The following is a 24,664-nucleotide window of genomic DNA, read 5'->3' on the forward strand; positions in this document are numbered from 1 at the left end:
CTAGGGTAGATAAGTTAATTTACTATGATTTTTTTGGTAAGAATATTTCCACTTGTAGCGGTAATTTTTAAAATATAAATACCATTGTTTAGGTTTTGTACATTAATAGGGGTGGTTGTGTTGCTGTTGTATAAAACATTTCCAGTAACATCAATAAGGGTTATATCAGAAATCTCAATCTCGTTAATATTGCTGATGTTGATAACGTTAGAAGTTGGGTTAGGATAGATGTTTAATCCCTTTTCTAAAGTGTTAATGTTGGTGCTAGACAATGTAGTTTCGGTAACGGTAAAGTTGGCTTCTTGAAATTCAATAAAACCAGTGTTGCTTTCTACTGGGAATTCTTCAGCCAATACCATTCTATAATACCTATAGGCAATATTATTGGTGTTTACGTTTTTTGTTTCTTCGGTTACATCGGCATTTCCATCTTGTATTGGAGTAAAACTTCCTCCACCAACATCTGTCCAAGTACTATTATCGTTACTTGCTTCAATTTTCCATAAAGAAGAATAACCTTCTTTTTGAGCGTTACGAATACTGTATTTAAATTCTGAAATTTTAATAGGGTTGTATATATCAGCAACTTTAAAAACAACTCCTTCTCCTGCTGGAATAGCAGCATTGGCAACAAATCTTGTGGAATAAGTTTCAGTTGTAAAAATTCTATCAAAATATTTAACAAGGTAATTGTCTTCTGATATGGCAGGAGTAGGTTCATCAAAAATACCTGATTGACTACTGCTACTTACATTTAAAGTAATAGCTCCTGTAGCTACATCAATAGGAGTGTTTTGATAAACAATATCAGAAATCCAATAGGTACCATTTCTATTGCTTGATGAATATTCAGAATCATCCCCTTGTACTTTAAAAGCTACAGTAACATTTGTACCTGAATAAGCAGAAAGGTCTAATTGTCCAAAGACATAAGTTAAATTGTTTTGTCCAGAAGTAGCAATGTTTCCGGTAATGTTAGCAGTTTCATCTGTCCAGTTTGCTGTTGAAGGTGCATTTCCTGAAACATAATCAGAAGAAACCATTATTTTTATAGAAGAGGTGTTACCATCGGCATATCTTGCTTGTGACCAAAAAGAAACTTTAGGACCGTTAATGGCAGATAAGTCTTGAGAGGTTAAAATGGCCCAACTTTCTACAGCATAATTTACGGTGTTAGATAGTGCAAAAGAGATGGCTCTTTGGTCTGCTGCTCCACCATTTGGAATTCTAGTGGTAGATCTTGAAGAAAATACAGGGCTTGAATCTGAAGCATCTGGAACATCAGAAATTCTTTTTCCTAATTCAGAGGCAGTTTGTCCGCTATTACTAACTGTTTGAATGGTGAATCCTCTAGTACCATTATCGTACCTAAAGTCTTCGTAATAAAAAGTGCTTTGTGAATATGCTCCTAATGATAGGATACACATTAATAGTAGGGTAATTTTTTTCATAATATAGAAGTTAAAAAGGTTATGTTTATGGTAAAATTACCAGAAACATAACCTTTTATAGGGGGATAAATAGTTCTTACTAAGGGGGGATGTTGTTCTAAACCCTTATAAATACTAGTTTTTTGTTATTTCTACACTATTTGTAAAGCCATCTTTACTACTAAAGGTTAAAATAGTGTTTTTTCCATCAAATAAGCTTGTTACATTTTGATTAGAAGTTGTTTTCCATGCCCCTTTTAAGTAAATAGATGTGGTTAGTTCGTTACTATAATTATAAAATCTATTAGATTTAATTTCTTTAAAATTTAAATCTGGCTGTACAAAACTTAGTTTTAAGTGATGTTCATTGCTTTTATGAATCATTAACAAGCAAGGCTTAGAAACTTTTTGAATGATACTGTCTTTGATATTTGTTTCTTTTTCAAAAATGGTATAAGCTGTTGTGTTTGTAGTTTTGTCTATAACAACATGGGCAATACTATCTGCTTTTATAATTTTAAAACTATTGTCTTTGTTTGCTAAATTTTTAAAAGACTTTGTTTCTTCTGCAGACATAAAAGGATAAATAACATATTGATAAGAGGCATCTTTAGGAGCATTTCCATGATCTATCCATGCACTAGCAAAATTACCTTTTGTTGTTTTAGCACCTTTTCCTTTAGGGTTCATAGCTCCTGTTTTAATAGAGTACTTGTTGTGATAAGAGTTTTGTAGTTTTTTAGAAACAAAACTTTTAGTGTTAGATAAAATATGATAACCATTTCCATAAGGATCTATTAAATATTTTCCTGACTCATTGTTATAAGGAAATTGAGAAATCGATCCTCCTATTTCTGAAAAAACTGGTGTGTTTTCTGTTTTTATTGCCGATTGGAATAAAGTTGTTTGTGTAGGATTTATAGTGTCTATACTAGAAATATTAGTTCCTATACAAATTAATTTATCACCAAAAGAAAACACAGATTTATGAGCTTTTAATTTTCCAGAAAAACCAATATTTACCTCTTTTCCATCAGCGTTAGAACCTTTAGATTCGTTTAAGATCATACTAAAAAGTCCGTTTCCGTTTTGTTCAATAGCTCCAGCAAAAGTTTCATTAGATCTAAACATTAATAAAGGAGTGTTTGGTTCTAGTTCTTCTAAAGGTAAATAAACAATAGTTCCACCAGGATACCTGTTCCAGTCCCAACCATTTTGTAAAAAACCACTAGCTTTTTCTCCATGTTGATTGATAAGTTCTATAGTTCCATTGGCAGGATATCTACCATACCTGTTAGAAGCTACATAAATTTCTGATGCCCAAACGTATTTACTATATCCTTTAATTAAAGCTGCCCAATTGTTCCCTCTATGTATTGCAGTTGCAGCATATGGAAATGTTTTATATGTAGGTAAAACTTCTTTTTTAATGTTTAGTTTTTCAAATTTTTTACTAGTCAATTTGTCTTGCTCACCCCATAAATATAAGTAAGCAGCTGCAACTTCTGTATCAACTTCTTCTGTTCCTTTAGGATTTCCCGATAAAGCCATTTTTAAATAATCATCTTTTAAAGATTTAATACTATTATCTTCTAAAGGATGTCTACCTGCATTTCCAAAACCATAATCTAGTTTTTGACTATATAAATGTGTGGCTAAAAATGCGTTTTTAAAGTTTTGATGTCCAGCTTCTCCAATTCTAAACTCAGTTCCAGATAAAGTTTTAATAATATTGGGTACATTGTTAAAAGCTCCCATTCCGTATGCAGGATAATGTCCGTTATGATGCCAAGCCGTTCCATCAATTTTAAAACCCCATTCTTCTTTTTGTTGAGCCAAAGTGATGCTAATGTAATTGGAATATTTTTTTAACAATGCCGCTTGTTTTTCAATGGGTTTTGTTAAGAAAATTAACATTAAATGGTAGTAAGCCTGAGTGTTTAAATAATCAATATTTACATGAAAGTCAGCTTCATCTCCCAAAACCATTCCCACGTTAAACAACCAGTGTAGACTTGCTCCAACCTCGTGTAACAAATTATTGTTGTTTAAGGTATTTCTCATTATGTAAAAAGCATCGGCAATTTCTCTAACATCATATCCAATATGATGTCTTGTACCTCCCGAAGCTCCAGATTGCCAACCTTGATCTAAAAAATAACGAGTCCCTAATACAAACATTTCTTCAATGGCTTTTTGATCTTTAAAAGAAGCATGTTTATATGCCAAAGCTAGGTTTTTTAGATTTTTACCTAAGCTAGAGACTTCATTATGATTGTCTTTTCCTTGTTGGTTTTCATTAAAGTAAATCTGTTCTAATTTAAAGTCCATTGGAGGACCTAATACAGTTTTCTTTTTTTGATAAATATGAAGTTTGTTAAAGTCACTTTTTAAATTTTCTACATGGATATTATTTGAACTCACAAATCTAAAATTAGCATCTAATCTCTTTTCAATCTCTTTTAAATCATTTTTATCTTGAGTGGTAATTGTTGGTGTTTTTAAGGTTTTTATAAAGTTAATGTTTTGAGTTAGTGGCATCCAATGGTCTGCTCCTGGTTTCATTTCAGACTTTATAAAAGGTACTATTTCATCAGGGTATTGATGTCTATCATCTTGATATTGAGAAAACACAATATCATCAAAATATAATTTTCCTTTTTTAGCGGTAGTGCTAATTTTAAAGTTGTTAAAATTAATAGGATCTCCTTTTTTAGGGGTATTTCCTTGCATTTCGTAATAAGGAACCCAAATAGTTCTCCAGCCTGTAAAGTTTAAATTGATTTTAAACCAAGCTTTATTATTTTGTTCATCAGCGTTGGAAATTTTAATGGTTTCGTTTTGTGCTGTTTCGTTGTAAATAGACATGACCAAAGTAGGGCTTGATGGAAAATGATCTCCATATCGCAAGGGACTTTCTTTTTTACTTAAAACCCTAAAGTTTTTAGTACTAAAATAACTTTCTCCTTTCCATTCCCATTTTAAAGAAGATTTTCCAAACTTAAAATGATCCTTACTAATAGTAATTTTACTCTTAGATGATTTGTTATATTCTGATAGAACTTTTTTGTTTTCAAAAGATTCTACAGCAGGTTTTATTGTTTTTTGTGCTTGTATAGACAATGACAAAATAACTGTAAGTATAAATAAAGTTGGTTGTTTTTTAAGCATAGTATTGGGGCTAAAAGTGAGTATAAGTTATAATTATTTATTGATTATTTTGTGAACATAAGTACTAGAGGAATTAGATTGAATAAGGACAAAATAAATTCCTTTAGGAAATGTTTGTAAGTTGATTTTATGACTGTTTTTTTGTTCATGTACAATCTGTCCAAGCATATTCATTACACTAATTTTTTGAATAGGTTTGTTTTCATTGTTTTGAATATGAATAATTCCTTGGCTAGGATTAGGGTAAATAATAAAAGGACTTTCTTTTTCTATAAACTTGTTACTAAGGTTTTCTGCTGCAGTAAAAAAAGCTACATCAGCAATGTAAAAAGTACCGTTTCTGTTGGTTGATGAATAAGGACTGTTGTTACTAGTGTATTTAAATGCAAGAGTAAAGGTGTTACTATTAAACTCCGAAATATCTAACAAAGACTTAAGGTAAATTAGGTTATTGGCATCGTTGTTTTGAGCAATTTGATTTAAGTTATCGGTAACATCTGTCCAAGTAGCTGTTGTTACGTCTCCTGAATAATCTGTAGAAATTTGTAGAGACAAATGAGAGGTTCCTCCGTTGGCATATCTGGTTTCAGTCCAAAAGCTCACGTATTTATGTGGGTCATCAGATAAATAATTATTGGTTTCAGACAAGTCTAAAGTATTTAAAACAACCCAGGCCTCTATTGCAAAATTTTCTGAGCTTGAAGCTCCTTTAATAGCAATGGCTTTTTGATCTCTGGCACTTCCTTCGGGTATTCTATGAGTAGGTCTTGTATCACTAAACTTGTTGTTGGAGTCTGTATTGTCAGGAATATCACTAATGGCTTTTCCTATTTCATTTACATCTTGTCCACTGTTAGCAACCACTTGTATTTGGTAACCTCTGTTTTGTGTATATCTAAAATCTTCGTAATAAAAATAAGGGTAATAGGTGTTGTTAAAACTACTATTGTTATTGGTTAGGCTTATGTCTACAGGCAAACCATCTTTGGCATTAATAGTTAATACAGTATTATTATCTGCATTTATATTAGTTTGTACAGAGTTTCCATTATTATTGGTTACACTCCAGTTTCCATTTAAAATTAAGTTGATTGTTTTTGATTGACTATCTCCGTTGTTTGATGCAAAATTTAAATCAGGATTTACTACCGATATATCCATGTTTTGGCCATTGTTATCTAGCATTACCAAACAAGGCTGATCGTTAGATTTTAGTGGAGTAGTAGTTCCATAATCTCCAGCAGTAAATAAAGAATATCCATAAATAGTATTGTGTTTAATAATATGAGCAGTACTATTTTGCTGAATAACGTTGTAAAAAGCAGTATTGTTGTTTTGCATATTATTGGTGAAATTTTCCATAATACTGTTGTTGGCATTAGGAATAATTACATACTCATAACTAGCATTGTTTGGTGCTTGTTGATGATTTATATAAGCTGTTGCAAAATTTCCGTTGGTAAAAGTCCCATTTCCATTTTCGTTTGGAGAGGTTTGATTCTGTCTGTTGATAACAATATCATCTCCCTTTTTGATGTAATATCCGGTGTTATAAGCATCAATGATCCAATTGTAGTCATTTTTATTTGAAGTAATCTGACTGTATGGAAAAGTAGTTATAGACGTATTATTTACAACAATGGCTTGATTTGTATTGGTTAAATAATTTTGAAATAAATTGGTAGTAGTATTGTTATTTGCATTGTTGTTGCTAATGTTACTACCTAAACAAATAATTTTTCCATTAAAACAAAATACCGATTTTTTAAAAGTAAAAGTATTGTTATGGGTACTTGTAATTGCTTTCTGAGTGAAGTCCATTCCAAAAACACCATATTCACCTTCTAGTTTACTGTCTATATAAGCGTTGTTTTTTTTCTTAAATCTTAGACTAGCTGCAAAATTGCTATTAGTGGTTTCATCTTGTCTACTATTACTTGCAACCAAGTCACTCCAAGACAATGCTATGGTTGTGGCACCTGGGGTTTTAGTCCAATCCCACCCGAGAATGTTTACTCCAGAGTTTATATGTCCACCAGAGTATAAAATTTCTACAGCACCATAACTTTGATATCTTCCATATCTATTGTCAGAGGTATAAATTTCTGTTCCCCAAAAATATTTGTTAAACCCTTTAATGTTTGCTACCCAGTTATCTTGTCTATAAGCACCCATATTGGCATAGTTAATTTGCCAAAAACCTACGGGAGGAGTTTCTAAAGCATAAGTATTTGTTTGTTGATCACTTCCGTTAATATAATTATAAGCTCCCAATAATTGCTCATCAATAGGAGGAACCAATCCAATGTTTTTATAGGCTTGAGTAATACTAAACGTAGAAAAAGGAGTTCTTCCTGATAGAGAATTAGGAAAATTGTTTTTATTCATGGTAATTCTAGCAGTCAATAAAATATTTTTTAAAATTTTGATTTTATCATGGTTAATTTGGTAGACTCCACCTGAAGTTAAATTAACGGTTTCTGCAATTCCTTTATAAGCACCAAAAGCATATTGAGGGTACCAAGTATTGTGATGAAAAGCAGTATAATCAGTTTTTAAACCTTCACCTTCTCTAGAGAATAATGTTAACCAGTTTTCTAAATATAATTTATATCCTTTTAAGTATTGTACTTTCTCTTCATTTGTGTTTTTATACAAGCAAGCTCCTAAAATAGATTGTGCTCTTGTAATACCATCATCTAAATTACTTTTGTTAGCCGTTGGGTTCCATATAAGGTCAACAGCAGAATACCATTCTACCATTTTTTGAGCAGGAGTCCAAAGTTCAACATTTTCTAATTCTTTTTTCATTAAATGAATGGCTCTTGCAATGTTTCTGAATCTATAACCAATATGATGTACTGTTTCCATGGCACTACCATCGGCAAAACCTTGGTCTAATAAATATCTTACTGAATTTAAAAAATAGGTTAAACTACTAGCATTATTATTGTGTTGGTAGTCGCGAGCAAAAATTAAAATAAATTCATCTACAATATTAATGTTTTGAGTATCACTATAATCTGCTCCGTAAATAGGAACACCACTTATTATTTCATTATTATACTGAATGTTTTGATTGTTGTATTTGGTAATAGCACTATTTAGATTAGATGAATTAGGAGAGGAACCTAAAATGATAGCATCGTATTTTTGCTTAATGCTATTTAAATCATTCAATTCCTGATTAGTGGGACTTACCAAAGCAACTGTTTTAGGTAAAGATTGAAAATACATAATATCACCCCAATGTTCTCCGTTGTTTTTTTGTAAAAAAGGAAGTTGATAATCTGCAGATCTCGATGTGTTTCTAGCCATGGTATAATCTACAAAATCAATAAAAAAAGTACCGTTTCCAGTTGATGGAGCTTTTATTTTTAGCGTAGTTATATTGGTAGAGGTTTTGTTTCCTAACATTTCTTCTTTGTAACTTGCCGATGCAGCTCTCCAACCTGTAAAGTTAATGTAAAAGGGGTAGTAGAATTGTTTTACATTATTGTTATCATAAAATTCAAACTCAATATTTTCTCCATCAATAGCACTGGTGTTATAAAACCACATTCTAAACATGTTTTGAAAATATCCTAAAACTTCATTAGTAACCAATCCATTATTTTGCAAATTGCTAATGGTTAGCACATCATTAGCAGACCAATTCCATTGTAAAGATTTTGTGCCTAATTTATAATGAGCTGCCGATATTGATAAATTTCCAAGACTGGCATTCCAATTAGTAGGCACAGAAGCTTCTTCAAAAGATTGATCTTGTGCTTTTATTTGCAGATATAAAAGAGTACAAATTAAAAATAGTAGGTATGTTTTCATTAAAGGGTAGTTAAAGTTGTATAGGTAAAATTAAATTGCAACTTTGTTTTTTATAGGGGGATAAACGTTCTAACAAGTGGGGTAAACCTACCAAAAGCGAGGTTGGGTCATTATTATGATATTAAAAAGCTTTCTCCGGGCATGAAGAAAGCTTTTATTGGGGTATTGAAAAAAAAATAAATTAAATATTAAGGGTAGATAATAAGTTCTGCTAGTTTTTTGTTTTGATACCAAGGGTCGTTGGTTTCTTTTAATTTACTCCCCAATAGGGTTAGTAATTTTTGAGATACTTTAGGCAATTCTTTTAAATTGATTTTGGTTAGCTGATAAGGATCGTTTACATTGTCATAAATAAAAGAATTAGATTGATTGTTTTTTTCTTCTACACACAAAGTATATTGATGAGTTAAAATTCCTCGGGATTTGTTTAACATAATTAAACTAGCTTCTGGTTTTTTAACCGAGGAGGTATTCGGGTTTTTTAATAAATCAGCATAATTGGTACCTTCTACTTCTTTCGGAATTTTATTTTCTAAACCAGCCAATCCCATAGTGGTTGGTAATACATCAGGAACATTTAATAAAATATTATTAATGTCTGCTTTTAAGCCTTTTGGCCAATGCACAATAAAAGGAACAGAAACAGATTCTAGCTCTACCACATTTTTACCTTCTAATCCATGACTTCCTAGCATTTCTCCGTGGTCTGAACTAAAAATAATAATGGTGTTGTCTAATAAATTCATTTTTTCTAATTGATTTATTACTTTACCAATATACGCATCGGTACTGGTTACATTTGCGTAATAATGTCTAGCATATTCAGCAACGTTATAATCCACATTTTTTCTTACCACTAAGGTAGAGTCTACATTAGGATACTTGTCAACATCATAATCATTTCTTAAAACATCCATGTCTGTGTTTTTATCATCCCAAGGATTGTGAGGAGGGTTGATAGCCCACATCATAAAAAACGGCTTTTTTTCATCTCTTTGTTGATGGGTGTTTTTAAGATAATCTATAATTTTTTCAGACTCATTTTTAGGAGAGAATATTTTAGGTAAAAATATTTCTCCATCTTTTTTTCCATGAATGGTTAAAGGATCGTTAGAGTAGATATGAGGGTTAAAATGCTCATCTTTTAATGCTTGATAAAAGTATTCTATTTGATGTCTTTGTGCTCCTTTAGGAACATAAGTATCATATTGATTTACATAATGACCACCAGGTTTATCAGTAGTGTTTACATAATTACCATTTTCATCAAACAAAGGTAGGGGCATTTGCCAGTGACATTTTCCAAAATAAGCGGTTGTGTATCCAGATTGATAAAATAAATTGGTAATAGTGGGAATATCTTCTCTTAAACTTTCTGTACGACCAACCCTACAATTGTTCCAAATTCCATTTTGTTCAGGATACCTACCAGAAAGTAACATTCCACGAGCAGGACTACAAAGAGGAAAATTACTAATGGCATTGGTAAACACTACTCCATTTTTAGCCAACCTATCAATATTAGGGGTAAGAACAGGATCGGGTTTTCCTATTACATGGTCTTTGTATTGGTCTTCAGACCAGAATCCTGCACTGTATCTTCTTAATTGATCGGGGTAGATAATTAATACATTAGGTTTTTTGTTTGTGTTCTTTGTTTCTTTTTTTTGAGAGGTACAGTTAACAGAAACAAGACAAAGTAATATTAAAATAGTATTTTTTAAATAGAACATATGGAGTGTTTTTTAATATTCTACAGTTAAAAATGCTGCTAGTTTTGGTGAGTTTTCTTTAGAGGGTAAAATGGCACTTAATCTATTAAACTCGTTATTAGCCAATGCTAAGGTGATGTATTTGTCTTTTTTTCCATTAATAAGTTTACTTACTTCTTTGGCATCTAATTCAATCTCAATCCAATTGTTGTTTTTTCCGTTGGTGGTTTGTGGAACCTTCATATGACCCACAGTGTTTCCTAAAGTCAATGCATTAGACCAAGTAATATTACTTTCGGACCACTTGTCATTTTCTACTGCTATAATATCCAAATTAAAAAGTAATTCAGGATCTTCTTCATTTTCATAGACTTTGATGGGAAAGTTCAAGGTTACTTTTTTTAGCTCAGATACTTTTTTAGGAGTTTTAAATTTTAAATAAGTAATACGAGAATATTTGTCATTTCCTGTTGATTTTAAAATCAATAAGTTTTTTATTTTTTCAGTACCAAAAGCAGTGTTTTCAGTATTTCCTCCTTGTATAAAAGCATCTGCTGATACTGTTATTTTTTCTTGTGCGTTGGTGTTTAATGCTAATAATGATATTGCTAATACACTTGTTTTTAATAATGTTTTCATAAGTATGTTTTTAATTATTATTAATTTGTTCTATCCATTTAGGTAGTTTTCCTAAACGTAATGCTAATTGAGATTCGAATAAAGAAGTCGGTTTTACAGGAGTTCCCAAACTTTCTAAAACTTGAATTTCGTCTTCTTTAAAAGTTGTTCCCGATCCATGAAACCCTACAATAATAGGAGGAACTATTTTCCAATACCAGGTTTTTGTAGACCAAAATTCAAAGTTGGTTTCAGCTTCATCAGTTTCGTTGTAATTCCATAATACCAGATAACGACCATGATTGGGTAAGTTTTGTTTAGCACCACCAGCTCTTCCTAAAAAGAATCCACCTTCTACATTGTCAAACAAAGTACACCTAGGTTGTGAAGCGTGCGATTCAAAAGAGGTGTGTGCTGGGTGTTTAGACCTCCAAACAACAGTTCCTGTAGTGCTACCACCACCCACTCCTGCTGCATGATGCATGCCAGCCAAGTCGTTAATTTTGGCTAGTAATATTCCAGTAGAGCCTCCTTCTGCATGAACCGCTCCGTGTCCAATGTTTCCTTTAATAGTAATATTTAAAGCAGTACAAGCAGCCGATTGCGAAAAACCAGCAGCATTGTTTACATTGCTAAACGTACAGTTTTTAATCCATGAGTTCACGGCTCTGTTTATTTTTAAAATGCTCCATCCTCCATCATCTTGTGCCGATCTGTGATGTACAAAATCTTTTTTCCAATTGCCTTCAAAATGGATGTTCTCAAAACCAATTTCGTTAATATGTGCAAAACTGTATAGTTTCCAATTGTGTTTTGCTTGAATATCATAATGTATAGGCTCGTAAAAAGTAATGGTATTTCCATTTACAGATTTAACTTTATGACGTTCATTTACTTGTACACCTTTGTTTAAAATACTTGTCCATTCTGGAGCAGGTTTTAAAGGTTGTAAATCATAAGTAATTAAGTCAGGATTATTGTTTAGTACTTTTAAAATAACCCAATCTTCTTTTTTTATTTTATCACTGTTTTTAACTGTAATACTATAAGTTTCTCTTTGAGAATTTGCAATAATATTTGTTAAAAATCTATCTGCTCCACCAGCTTGTGTTTCTATAGCATAAGGACAAGTCCAAAGTTTTTTAGGGTCGGTAGGGGGTAAGTCTTTGTCAAAAAACAAAATGGTTTCCTTTTCATCTTCTCCTCTAAATATAATATTAGAAGATTTGATAATGATACTATTTAATTCATCTTTTTTAGTGTTGATGTAGTATTTTCCTTTTGGGAAAAAGACAACTCCCTTTCCGTTTTTAGTAGCTGCATTTACGGCTTTAAGAATGGCTGTTTTGTCAGATTTTGTATCATTTGGTTTGGCTCCAAATTGGGTTACATCAAAAATCTTATAGTCCATTTTGGGTATTTCTACCTCACTATACTGGTATCCAGCATAAGAAAAGTCAGGTAAAATGGCCTCTGTATTGTTTTGTTTGGCAGTTTTGTAATTTTCCCAAATATTACAATCTTGTTCTTGTGCTTGTAGTAAAACGGAGCAGAATAAAAGTGTTTTAAAAAAAATAAATGTTGGTTTCATCCTTTTTTTATTTTTGAATGTTTTCTTTTTGTAACCTAGATAAAGCTTCTAAATAGTAATAATCGGCATAGTTTAAAGGAACATCAATTTCACTATTATGAGGAATACTACCTGTGCTATGTTTTAAAATAAAATGTTTGTTTTCTCCCACTGTTGCAAAATATTGAGGACTTCCCAATGAGTTCATTATTTTATCAATAGAGGGCTGGTAGTTGTTTTTAGAGTATTTTGATAATTCTATTAATGCCGAAGCTGTTACTGCTGCAGCAGAAGCATCTCTTGGTGCATTTGGTATGTTTGGAGCGTTATAGTCCCAATATGGAATGCCGTCTTCTGGTGTTCCTTTGTAGTTTAAAATATAAGCAGCAATATGTTCTGCCTGCTTTAAATATTTGGGGTCTTGGGTGTATCTATAACATAGCGTGTAACCATATAACCCCCAAGTTTGTCCACGAGCCCAAGAACTTTCGTGAGCATAGCCCTGTGCTGTATTTTTATTTCTTACCTCTCCTGTAATAGAATCGTAATCTATTACGTGATAAGAACTGTAATCATCTCTAAAATGATGTTTCATTGTAGTGTTGGCATGAGCAATTGCTATGTTTTTGTATTGATCATCACCTGTAATAATAGAAGCTTCAAAAAGCATTTCTAAGTTCATCATATTGTCAATAATTACAGGATATTCCCAGCCCCTAGTAGCTTGCCATCCCTTATCTACATCCCAACTTTTTATACAGCCTACAGCGGGGTCAAAACGAGTAATTAAAGAGTTTGAAGCATCAATAAGAATTTGTTTGTACTCTTGGTTGTTGGTTAATCTATATCCGTTTCCGTATGAACAGTTAAATACAAAACCTAAGTCGTGGTACCTTGTACTGTTTTTGTGATTGATGTATGGTTTTTGAAATTTATCTGCATATTTTTTCCATTTTTCATCCTTAGTCATTTCGTATAAATACCAACAAGAACCCGGAAAAAAACCTTCAGTCCAATCAAATTCTTCCATAGTCCAGTGCATTTCACCTTGGGCATTTAGCGTTCGTGGAATTCTATTAGCTTCTTCGGCATCTTTTACTAATAAAGTATATTGTTTAGCCGATAGTGCTATTTGTTTTTGCGTAGAAGGTGGTTCCTGGTTTTTTTGTGTAGCCATACAAGAGATGAATAATACAGGAATAATTAGGGATAGAAGGGGGTTAAGTGCTTTCATAATTTTTTATAAATAAGGATGAGGTTTTAAAAAAAAACGTCATCAGTTTAGGGTGCAATATCTAATAGTTATCTCTATTTATAGAGGGACTAAATGTTCGTTTACAAGGGGAAAATTGACTTTTTTTAATATGTTTTATTTCTTAACTATATGATACATATGTGATTGATGATTTTGTAAGTGAAAGTGATTCCTTTTTTTAGAAAGAATCACTTTCTGTAATAATATTATTGCCAGTTTAATTTTTGATCTAAACTTGGATTTAAATTCACCTCTTGCAAAGGATAGGGTAGAGATAGGTGCTTGGTGGGATTAAAAAATTCTCCAGCACGTAAAAACGCATTTTGATTTTCGTCTGTTGGACTATAGGTTGGAGCTCCTTTAATAGAAGCATTTAACAATGCTAATTTATCACCTAGTAACTCCCATCTAATTAAATCATGTTTTCTTAGGGCTTCAAAACACAATTCTCTTAAGCGTTCATCAACTAATTCATTAAAAAATGAAGATTGATTGGTTATTACAGCAGGTTTAGTACTGCTAATAGGTAATAAACCAGCTCGGTTTCTAACTTCATCTAAATATTGAATAGCCATAGTACTAGGCCCTCCATGAATAGCATTGTCCGCTTCGGCATACATAAGCAATACATCAGCATATCTTAATACAGGAAAATTAACTGTTGTAAAATTTCTGTTAGGAGTAGTGTTGTCTTCTAAAACAATATAAGGTTCTGGAACTCCTGGTGTTTGTGCAGTAAACAAATCATTATAATTGGCAGGTTCCCATCGTCTATATTTTCCTGGGCAATATTGAGCTCCAAGGGTATTGGTTACAGCTACAGCATCTCCACTTGCTGTATATTGCATTTCTGCTAAATTCCATACTTTACGAATACTATCATTGTTAGATACGTATAGGTCTTTTAATACAGGGGTGGTATTAAACATAGAATAAGAACCAGGATATCCATCATCTCCACCACCATAACTAAACAAAGGTCCATTTAAAGCTCCAATTCTACCATTGGTATCAATTCCAGATTCTCTTAAATATTTATAAGAAATTTCAAAAAGAGATTCATAGGTGTCATAAGAGTTTTGAATATAATTTAAAAAGTGATTTCTATATCCATCTACTGTAACTACCACTTTGTCTGTACCTCCATCATTTACAATAGTAGATTGTGACTGGGTTAAACCATGTACTCCACTTTGGATAATTGTATCACAATGTTTTAAAGCCAATTCGTATTTGCTTACGTCTTTTAATGGATAGGTTGCCATTTTTAAATAAACCCTGGCCATTAAACCATGTGCAGCATATTTGTTAGCTCTACCGGGGGTGTAATCTGTGTCGGAAACCGAAGGCAGGTGTAAAGAAGCATAGGTATAATCCTTAATAATTTGAGTGTATAATTCCTGAAGGCTAGAAACAGGTAAATTATTTGCAGATTGATCTAAGGTAGAAGTTAAAGGCATAGGTACTTCTTCCCAATTGTCTACTAATAATTGATATGCGTGAGCCCTTAAAAAACGAGCTTCGGCAATTAGTTGATTGTATTCTTTCTCCTCAAAATTATCTTTAACTAATTTCTCTGTGAATAGGTTGCTAAGGTTGATAACCTCATAGAGTCTAGACCATAAGTTTTTTACATAATTGTCTGAAGCAGTATGTCTGTACAATCCTACAGTCCAATTTTCGTTATAACGTCTGTTGTAGTAACCTTCATCAGTTCCTGATGACATAATAATGGACAATGCTTGAGCATATACATCGTCATCAGCAAGATTTGAGTAAATACCCGATAAGGCTATTTCTGCTTCTACAGTATTGCTATAAAAATCATCAACTCCTATAGTAGATTTTGGTTCTTCATCTAAAAAATCGGTACAGCTTATCAATAGCATCATGGCTAAGAATAAACCAAGGTATGTTTTATGTGTTGTTCTCATTTTAAATTGTTTTAAGGGGTTCTAAAAATGATGTTTGTTAAAATGTAATGTCTATACCAGACATGATTGTGGTACTTTGTGGGTAGGCAGAATAATCAAGATTTGGTGTTAGGGCACCATATTTTCCAACAGAAACATCAGGGCTATATCCGGAGTACTTTGTCCAGGTAAATAAATTTTGTCCAGTAATGTATATTCTTAAGTTTTTTAAATGAAGAGATTCTATAATGTTATCAGGAAGGGTGTACCCTACAGAAACGGTTTTAAGTCTTAAATAAGATCCGTCTTCAATATATCTATCATCAACACTATTTCCACTAGGAGGAGCACCAAATACGGTTCTGTAACGAACTGTGTTTACATTGGTATTGGTGTTGGTTGGTGTCCAAGCATCAGCAAGTCCTGCCAAACCACTACGAGATCCAGCTTGCGGTACATTAAAAGCAGCTTTGTTAGCGTTTAAAATATCAAAACCATAAGACCATTGAAATAATACTTGCATGTCAAAATTCCCGATTTCAAAATTGTTAGACAATCCTCCAAAATGTTTAGGATGTGGATTTCCTATAATAACTCTATCTTCATTGTTAATGGTTCCATTTCCATCCTGATCTATAAACTTAATACTTCCAGGAGCTACTGGTAAAGTACCATTATCTGGAATTCCTGGTTTTAGTGTATAAGTTTGTAAAGTGTTATCCCAGTTAAAATCATCTAATTGATATATTCTATCGTATTGTAAACCGTACATCATACCAACTGGTTGTCCTACTTGTGTAATGTATTGGTTTTCTGCATAACTTTGATTCCATTGAGGGTCTGTATAAATAGCTGTTTGACCACTGTTTAAAGCAATGGTTTTGTTGCGATTAAAAGCAATGTTAAATGAAGTATTCCATTTAAAATTAACGTTGTTAATGTTATGTGTGTTTAGGCTAAATTCAAATCCTTGATTTCTAACCTTACCAACGTTTTGTTGTACTTTATCATACCCTGTATGTAAAGCAGTATCTGCATTTAATAATAAATCACTGGTGTTTTTTTGATAATAATCTATGGTTCCATCAATTTTTTGATTGAAGAATCCAAAATCTAATCCAATATCTGTTTGTGCAGTAGTTTCCCAACGCAGGTCTGGTACTCCCAAGTTACTTTGGTAAGCTCCAGGTACGTAGTTTTGTCCTGTTCCCCAAACATATCCGCTATCTGTATTTACATCTAATTGGCTATAAGCATCAAAGTCTCCAATTCTGTTGTTTCCTGTACGTCCCCAACCAGCTCTAAATTTGGCAAAAGAAATAAAGTTGATGTTTTTCATGAATTTTTCTTCGCTAATTTTCCAAGCAGTAGAAAAAGAAGGAAAATATCCCCAACGATTATCGGTACTAAATTTTGATGAACCATCGGCTCTGTATGTTGCTGTTACTAAGTATTTAGATTTATAACTATAGTTAGCACGAGCAAAATAAGACAACAATTTGTTGCTAGAAATAGTTGTTTCTGGTATAGATGGAGAAGTTCCTAATCCTAATTTGTCAATTCCAAAAATATCGGTAGGAATTTCTGAATTCTGTAAATAAGAATATTCACTGTCTCTTGCTTGTGCTTCCATTCCTCCTAATAGAGTAATGTTGTTTTTACCAAAGTTCTTTTTGTAGGTAAGCGTATTTGAAGTTGATAAAGTTTGGTATCTGTATTGTCTTATAGAACCATTAATATGCTCAGACCCTCTTGTTCCTTGTTGGGTTTCTTCTCCATAAAACAAGCTGTTTTTTCTGCTGTCTACTTGGTAGTTGGCATTTAATTGCACATATAAATTTGGTTTAAATTTATGAGTCATGTTAACTCCACCTCTAATTACATCATATTTATATTGCCTGTCAGTATTTTCTAAGTTTTTAACAGGGTTAAACAAATAGATAAGGTTAGGGTCACTAGGGTCATATCCTCCAATTTCAAGACCATCATCATTTACGGGTTCTACAGGTCTAAATTGAATGGCATCTCTAATAATACTGGTGTATTGATTTCCAGAAATTGTAGCTCCACTCTTGTTTAAATGAGTGTATTGTATGTTGGCTCTAAACTCTGTTTTGGTGTTTAGTTTATGGGTTAGTTTAAGATTGTTTACAATTTTTTTGAATCCAGTATTGATTAATGTTCCTTCTTGATTGATGTATTCTGTTGAGAAATAAAGTTTATTGGTTTTGTCTCCTCCGCTTATACTGGCATTGTATTTTTCGGTTTTTGCTAATCTAAAAATTTCATCTTGCCAGCTAGTTCCTTTAGAATTTCTATACAATTCTGGATCTACCCAACTTCCTACAAAATATCCGTAATTCTGTCCAGGAGTGTAACCATCTAAAGCCAAGGCTATTTGTTCTTGATATTTAACATATTCGTATGGGCTTAATACTTCTAAGCGATTTTGTACCCATTGATAACTATTGGCTACACTTATTCTTACATCGGTTTTTCCATCAGAACGACCCGCTTTTGTGGTAATTAAAATAACTCCATTGGCAGCTCTAGAACCATAAATAGCTGTTGCCGAAGCATCTTTTAAAATATCAAAACTTTCAATGTCATTTGTACTTAATGTTCCTGGATCAAAATCTTCTAGAGGAACACCATCTACCACGTATAAAGGAGAGTTGTCTCCGGTAATTGAGTTACCTCCACGGATTACAATATTTAGACTTTCTCCAGGGGTTCCGTCTAAAGATGAAACTTGTACACCAGAAACACGACCTGCTAAAGCTTCATCAAAATTGGTAACGGCTGTTTTGTTAATGTCTTCGGTACTAACTTTTGCAATAGACCCTGTAAGGTCTTTTTTCTTTACAGAACCATAACCAACTACAACAACCTCTTCGAGTCCTACACTTGACTGTGCAAGTTTTACGTTGATTATAGATTGACTGTCTACATAAACTTCTTTGGTTTCAAAACCTAAATAGCTAAATATTAATGTTGCATTTTTATCGATGTTTGAAAGGTTGTATAAACCATCAAAATCTGAAATAGTTCCTTGTGCTAGGCCTTTTATAACAATGGAAACTCCTGTTAAAGGTAGTCCGTTTGAGTCTGTTACTTTTCCGCTAATATCTTGCGCTATCATGATTTGAGCGGTGAAAAATAGGAGTAGGAGTATTATATTTTTTTTCATAATGATAAGTTTAGTGATTTAATAAAATCTAAGGGGGTAATTATTCTTCTGTGGCTTTAAAATGAACATCAGAAATAACATATCTTCCTGGTCTTGCTGATCCATAATCTTTTGCAGATCCAGTGTAGTAAGATTTTACTTTAAATTTTAGGGTAAAGTTTTTAACGTCTTTATAAGGATTTAAATCAAATTCACAACGAACCCATTTGGCATCTGCGTTTTTAGAAGTGTCTTTTCTTCCGTCAGGATCTCCTGCTCCTAATTGTTGATCTCCTGGATAAGGAGTTCCTATAAACGGAGTGGCAGATAAACTATTTATTTGACATGAAATTTGATCGTTTATTTGTACCCAATTAGCAGTTGCATTGTCTCCGTTATAATCAGTAGAATAATAAATTTCTAAATCTGTGGGAGTGCTTCCGTCTGGCATATATTCTACATATTGGTTGTATATATAAAATACAGAAGATAGATTGTAACCTAGTTTGTACTGTGTTAAATCTTGAGAATTAATAATAATATCAGACTCATGTGCAGACCAATTTCCTTCGGTAGGATTTAAGAATAAAGATTTGTTATTGGTAATGTCATCGGGTCTTTCTGTAGCAGCAAGAGGAGAAGGGTTTTGTGGCATCCATAGTTTACTGTCAGCAACATCTCCTTGGTTAATGATGTCTTTTGAATATCCGTATAATTTATTTTCAGATTCAAAAGTAGGGTAAAAGAAATAATTGGTTTTTTTAGGTAAACTAACAGGGCTGTTAGAAGCTACTAACATTAAAAAACTATCTCCTTGAAAAGAGGTAATTTCTCCACTAATGTTGCTAGTAACCTGTACGGTTGGATAAATGGTGTCATTTTCTACGGTACTGTATCCGTCTAATAAAGAAATAATTCCTGTTTGAGGATTGATACTTAATTTGTCTGTTTGAGAAGTTAGGGCAAAAGTTACATCACTATTTCCTGTAATTAAGTAAGGTTTAGTGGTGGTGTTTTCTGTTCCTACTACAATATTTTGAGCAATAGGAGAGTACAATAAGTTGGTTACTAATAAAGGACCTACGCTTAAATGAAATGCATCTGTAAAGGTAGATGACATTGTATTACCATCAATTTCGGTAGAGACTTTTATGTCAAAATAATAATCTCCTATATCAAATTTGTTTTCATCGGCAATGGTAATTACTCCAGCATTTTTGGTGTCTAAAGCTGTGTAGGTTTTAATAGAATCTCCTTTTTCATCTACATAATAACTGGTTGGACTTAAATTAACGGTAATTTCGTTTGGGTTTTGAATGCTTACATCTTTCATATAAGTAGCATCTAAAATAGTTCCGTCTTTGGTTCTTCCTGATAAAATTTCAAAGGTTGGAGTTAAGTTATTGGTGTTAACAATTGGGGTACTTGTTTTAATAAACGAAAACTCTCTAGCGTTTAAAATTTCAGCATAAATTAGATTACTAGGAGCATTGTAATCTGAATTTGTTCTGTCTTCCATAAAAGCATCTTTATTACAGCTATTTAATAATAGGAGTAGGTTTGTGCAACATAGAAGTAAGTAAAATGTTTTTTTCATGGTTGTATAGTTTTATTTACAAGACGAAAGTTCTAAAAATATATGAATGTTTGTAGGTGGTAAATTGCTTTTAAGAGCGGGGAATATTGTTCAGAGCTCTATAAAACACCTTGTTTTGTTCTTTTTTAGATAAATAGTTTAAAAAACAGCTATAAGTTAACTAATAAAGAAATAGAACAGAAAGAAAAAAAGAGGTATTGATCTCTTTGTAGGTTATTTTATATGATAGATTTTAAAAATGACCAAAGAGAGGCTTAGCCTTATTAAAATGAAGGATAAAATGATACTTAAAATCAAAAAGTATAGATTAAGAATTACTGTTTTTGTCTGTTAAAGGGTTTTCTGCTCTATAGGCAGAAGGTAAGGTGTTGAATTGCTTTTTAAAACAACTTCTAAAATACTTTAAATCGCTAAAACCTATTTCGTAAGCTATTTCTGAAATACTCATTTGGGTTTGAGATATAAGTTGGGCAGCTTTTTTTAGTTTAATTGTTCTAATAAATTCTGTGATGGATTGATCTGTTAATGCTTTGGTTTTTCTGTAAATAACAGAACGACTCATGTGCATTTGTTTTGTAAACTCATGTACATTAAAATCACTATCTGTAATGTTTTCTTCAATAACTTCTATGGCTTTTTTTAAGAATTCTTCATCGGCAGAGCTGGAGGTAATTTCCTTGGGAGCTAAAATACTATCTTTTTTAAACTTAGAAATTAGGTTTTTTCTGGTGTTTAATAAGTTATGAACTCTTAAGTCTAAAATTGTAGCATCAAAGGGTTTAGATACATAGGCATCTGCTCCAATGCTAAATCCTGTTTTTTGATGTTCGGTGGCAGTTTTTGCCGTTAATAATATAATTGGAATATGACTGGTAACAATGTTTGTTTTAAGGTGTTGACAAAGTTCAAATCCATCCATTTCTGGCATCATTACATCACTAATAATTAATTGAATATTGTTGTTCTTAGCAATTTCTAAGGCTTCTTTTCCATTATTTGCCTCGTAAATATGGTATTTGTTTTTAAAAATATCTTTAACAAAATTTCTAACATCTTTGTTGTCTTCTACCAGTAAAATGGTTTCACTATCTGGGTCTTTTATGGTTGTTTCTTTAGGTTGAGGTGTGTTTAAAATAGCCTCTTCTTTTTCTAAAATAAAAGGTTTTTCTATGGTTAAATTATCATCGTTATTTTGAACACACTCTTTTTTGGTTAAGTGTTTTTTACCCATAGGAATTATTACTTTAAAACAAGTTCCTTGTTCGGCAGAGCTAGTAGCTGTTATTTTTCCGTGGTGTAATTCTACCAAACTTTTGGTTAATGCCAGTCCAATTCCTGTTCCTGTTTGCTTTCCTTCTTTGTCAAACCTGTAGTATCTATCAAAAATTTGATTTAATCTTTTAGGAGGAATAATATCTCCATAGTTAATAATTTGAATGACTACATATTTTTTAGATTGTTTTTTCTGGGTACTTATTTTAATGGCAATTTCTCCGTTTGTTTGATTGTACTTAAAGGCATTTGATAACAAATTATACAATATTTTTTTCATTTTAATTTTATCAAACCAAATATCAATAGCACTTTCTGTACTTGTAAAGTTGAATTTAAAATGGTTGAATTCTGCCAAATCATCAAAAGCTTTTTTAATATTTAGGCTAAAACTAACAATGTCTGATTTTGATGCATAAAGTACTTGTTTACCCGATTCACTTTTTCTAAAGTCTAATAACTGGTTAATGAGTTCTAACAGCATATTTGCATTTCTATGCATTATTTTATGTTGTTTTTGTACAAAATCATCTCCGTTTTTGTTTTGAATCATTCGTTGTAACGGACCTGTAATTAGTGTTAAAGGAGTTCTAAAATCATGAGAAATATTGGTGAATAATGTTAGTTTTAATTGATTTATTTCTTCTAACTTTTCTTTGTCTAATTTTTCTTGTTTTAACTCGTTTTTTTCTTTTATTCTAATGCTAACAATTCTGTAGATAAAATAGATAAGTGCCACTATAAGGATAAAATAAATGGTATATGCCCACCATGTTTTCCACGGAGCAGGATATATTTTTAAGTTAATACTTTCTCCTATATTGTTCCAAACCCCATTGTTGTTAGCAGCCTTTACTTTAAAAACATAGTTTCCTTGGTCAAGGTTTGTGTAGGTAGCAGTTTTTTTGTTGCCAATATTATTCCAGTCCAAATCAAAACCTTCTAATTTATAAGCATATTTGTTTTTGTTGGCTTGGGAGTAACTTAGTGCAGTAAAATCTATAGTAAAGTCATTTTGATTATAATCTAAATTAATTTTAGAAATAGAATCTGTAATGTTTATATATTGGGTATTGTTAATTTTAATTCCGTAAATATCTACAGGAGGTACAAAGTTGTTTTTAACAATGTCATTAGGATTAAAGTAATTTAGTCCATTAATACCACCAAACATTAATTCACCATTTTTCTTTTTAAGTGATGCACCGTAGTTAAATTCATTTCCTTGTAAGCCATCAAACTCATCAAAGTTTTCAATCTTTTTGGTTTTTAAGTTTAAAGAACTAATACCGCTATTACTGCTAATCCAAAGGTTGTTTTTGTTATCAGGTAAAATTCCATAAATCACTTCGTTTAAAAAACCTTGAGAAATTCCATATTTAGTGGTCGATTTTGTTTCTGTATTAAACTCGTATAAACCCTTACCTTCGGTTCCTATCCAAATGGTATTTCCGTTTTCGTATAAACAGTTTACTTCGTGAGATTTGGTGGTGATTAGTTGATTTGAATAATATATTTTAGATATTTTTTTTGTTTTAATGTTTATTTTTTCCAGACCATTAGATCCTCCAGTATAAATAATATCAGGATTTTTTGATTGAATAATACTTTGTACAGATTTTGTTTTGGTGTCTAACTCAATAAATTTATCTTTTTTTCTGTTGTAAACTATAATTCCTACCGAGGTAGTCCCAATCCAAATATTGTGATCTTTATCTTCTAACAAACAAAGTACTCTGTAATAATTTGTTTGATTAGAGCGAGTAATCATATTATCAAAGTGTTTAAACTTGTAGGGTTTTTTAGAAACATTTAAATAATTTAATCCTCCGTTGTGGGTACCAATCCATAAGTTTCCTTCATGATCTTTAATCATAGATTTTATATTGTTGGAACTAACGGTATTTGGGTTTTTAGGATTGTGAGTGTAATAAGTAAAAGTTCCTGTTTTGTTGTGATAATAATTAATTCCTCCACCTTCTGTTCCTATCCAGTAGTCTCCATTGGGCTCTTCTATAATAGCACTAACAACTTTGTAGTTAAGCATTGTATTGCTAGCTCCTGGAGATATTTGTTTAAAAATATGAGAACTATGATCAAAATAATTAACACCTCCAGACCAAGTTCCAATCCACATATCTCCCTTACTGTCTTTAATAATTTGATGAATTGAATTTTGACTTAAGCTCTTATATACATACTCATCATGTACAAAATTGCGAAAAAGAGTTCTTTTAGGATTGAAAATATACAAACCGTTGTATGTACCTACCCATAAATTACGATTGTTATCTTCACAGATAGATCTTACACCACTATTAATAGTTTCTGTGTTTTTTGAGTTGTAGTACTCAAAATTTTTGGAGTTTTTATTTAAAAGAGCCAATCCTTTTTCATGGCCTAACCACATTTGATTTTCATGATCTTGATACAAGTCTACAGGGTTTTTAATATTAAGATCTATGGCAGTGCTTTCAGGGTAGCTATAATGACTCCATTTGTTTTCTTTAATATTGTATTGGTCTATTTTAGAAACAGAGGCAATCCATAAATAACCATTGTTTGTGTTTAGTATTTTTCGAGTTCTATTGTCACTAAGTCCATTTTTACTGGCTTTAATTTCTGAAATCTTTTCGTTTAACAAATTTATTTTGGTAATTCCGTTATTGGTAGCTACCCAAAGTATATTGTCTGTTTGAGTAATACTCCATATTTCATTGTCAGAAATATTAATACTTGTAATTTCTTTTTTATACTGAGTAAAGTTTTTTTTGTTTGGGTTGTACTTGTTCAATCCATCTTTTGTACCTATCCATAAATGATGGTAAGAATCTTCAAAAATACAAGTTACCCAGCTGTGAGTTAAACTGGTATTGTCCTCAGAATTGTGTTTAAAGTTTGTGAATTCAGTTCCATTGTATTTATTTAATCCATCCCTAGTTCCAAACCATAAATATCCCTTACTATCTTGTAATATAGAACTAACGGTACTTTGAGAAAGACCGTCTTTGGTAGAGATATGCTTAAATTTTAAATTTTTTAAATCATTAAAACTTTCTTGACCATAACTATTAATAAGACAGAATAGAAGTAAAAAAATGCTGTAAAATAAACGGGTAAACATATATTTTA

General features: G+C 31.8%; 11 protein-coding genes. All 11 read right to left on the minus strand.

The features are described 5' to 3' along the window. Positions 1-14: 14 nt before the first annotated feature. Positions 15-1,451 carry a T9SS type A sorting domain-containing protein gene (locus tag ACXGQT_RS13645; RefSeq protein WP_457829134.1) on the minus strand — a complete coding sequence of 479 codons (1,437 nt, stop codon included), beginning with the start codon at positions 1,449-1,451 and terminating at the stop codon, positions 15-17. Positions 1,452-1,565: 114 nt separating this feature from the next. Continuing rightward, positions 1,566-4,601, minus strand: coding sequence for a chondroitinase family polysaccharide lyase (locus ACXGQT_RS13650; RefSeq protein WP_457829135.1), 3,036 nt, complete (start codon positions 4,599-4,601; stop codon positions 1,566-1,568). Between the two features lie 33 nt (positions 4,602-4,634). Further along, positions 4,635-8,426 (minus strand): chondroitinase family polysaccharide lyase, encoded by a 3,792-nt coding sequence (locus ACXGQT_RS13655; RefSeq protein WP_457829136.1) that lies wholly within the window; start codon positions 8,424-8,426, stop codon positions 4,635-4,637. Positions 8,427-8,614: 188 nt separating this feature from the next. Next, a complete protein-coding gene (locus tag ACXGQT_RS13660; protein ID WP_457829137.1) occupies positions 8,615-10,159 on the minus strand; it encodes a sulfatase family protein in 1,545 nt (514 codons plus the stop codon). Between the two features lie 12 nt (positions 10,160-10,171). Continuing rightward, positions 10,172-10,777 (minus strand): CBM96 family carbohydrate-binding protein, encoded by a 606-nt coding sequence (locus ACXGQT_RS13665; RefSeq protein WP_457829138.1) that lies wholly within the window; start codon positions 10,775-10,777, stop codon positions 10,172-10,174. A 10-nt stretch (positions 10,778-10,787) separates the two neighbouring features. Beyond that, positions 10,788-12,347 (minus strand): DUF4955 domain-containing protein, encoded by a 1,560-nt coding sequence (locus ACXGQT_RS13670; protein WP_457829139.1) that lies wholly within the window; start codon positions 12,345-12,347, stop codon positions 10,788-10,790. Positions 12,348-12,354: 7 nt separating this feature from the next. Then, positions 12,355-13,560 (minus strand): glycoside hydrolase family 88 protein, encoded by a 1,206-nt coding sequence (locus ACXGQT_RS13675; protein ID WP_457829140.1) that lies wholly within the window; start codon positions 13,558-13,560, stop codon positions 12,355-12,357. A gap of 227 nt (positions 13,561-13,787) precedes the next feature. After that, positions 13,788-15,515 (minus strand): RagB/SusD family nutrient uptake outer membrane protein, encoded by a 1,728-nt coding sequence (locus ACXGQT_RS13680; RefSeq protein WP_457829141.1) that lies wholly within the window; start codon positions 15,513-15,515, stop codon positions 13,788-13,790. Positions 15,516-15,552: 37 nt separating this feature from the next. Continuing rightward, positions 15,553-18,684 (minus strand): SusC/RagA family TonB-linked outer membrane protein, encoded by a 3,132-nt coding sequence (locus tag ACXGQT_RS13685; protein WP_457829142.1) that lies wholly within the window; start codon positions 18,682-18,684, stop codon positions 15,553-15,555. A gap of 40 nt (positions 18,685-18,724) precedes the next feature. Next, entirely contained in the window at positions 18,725-20,260 is a 1,536-nt protein-coding gene (locus tag ACXGQT_RS13690; protein WP_457829143.1) for a hypothetical protein, read from the minus strand. A 307-nt stretch (positions 20,261-20,567) separates the two neighbouring features. Beyond that, the gene (locus ACXGQT_RS13695; RefSeq protein ID WP_457829144.1) at positions 20,568-24,656 is read right to left on the minus strand and encodes a hybrid sensor histidine kinase/response regulator transcription factor; all 4,089 of its coding nucleotides are present in this window, start codon (positions 24,654-24,656) and stop codon (positions 20,568-20,570) included. Positions 24,657-24,664: the final 8 nt, after the last annotated feature.

It is taken from the genome of Wenyingzhuangia sp. IMCC45467, from assembly GCF_054111205.1.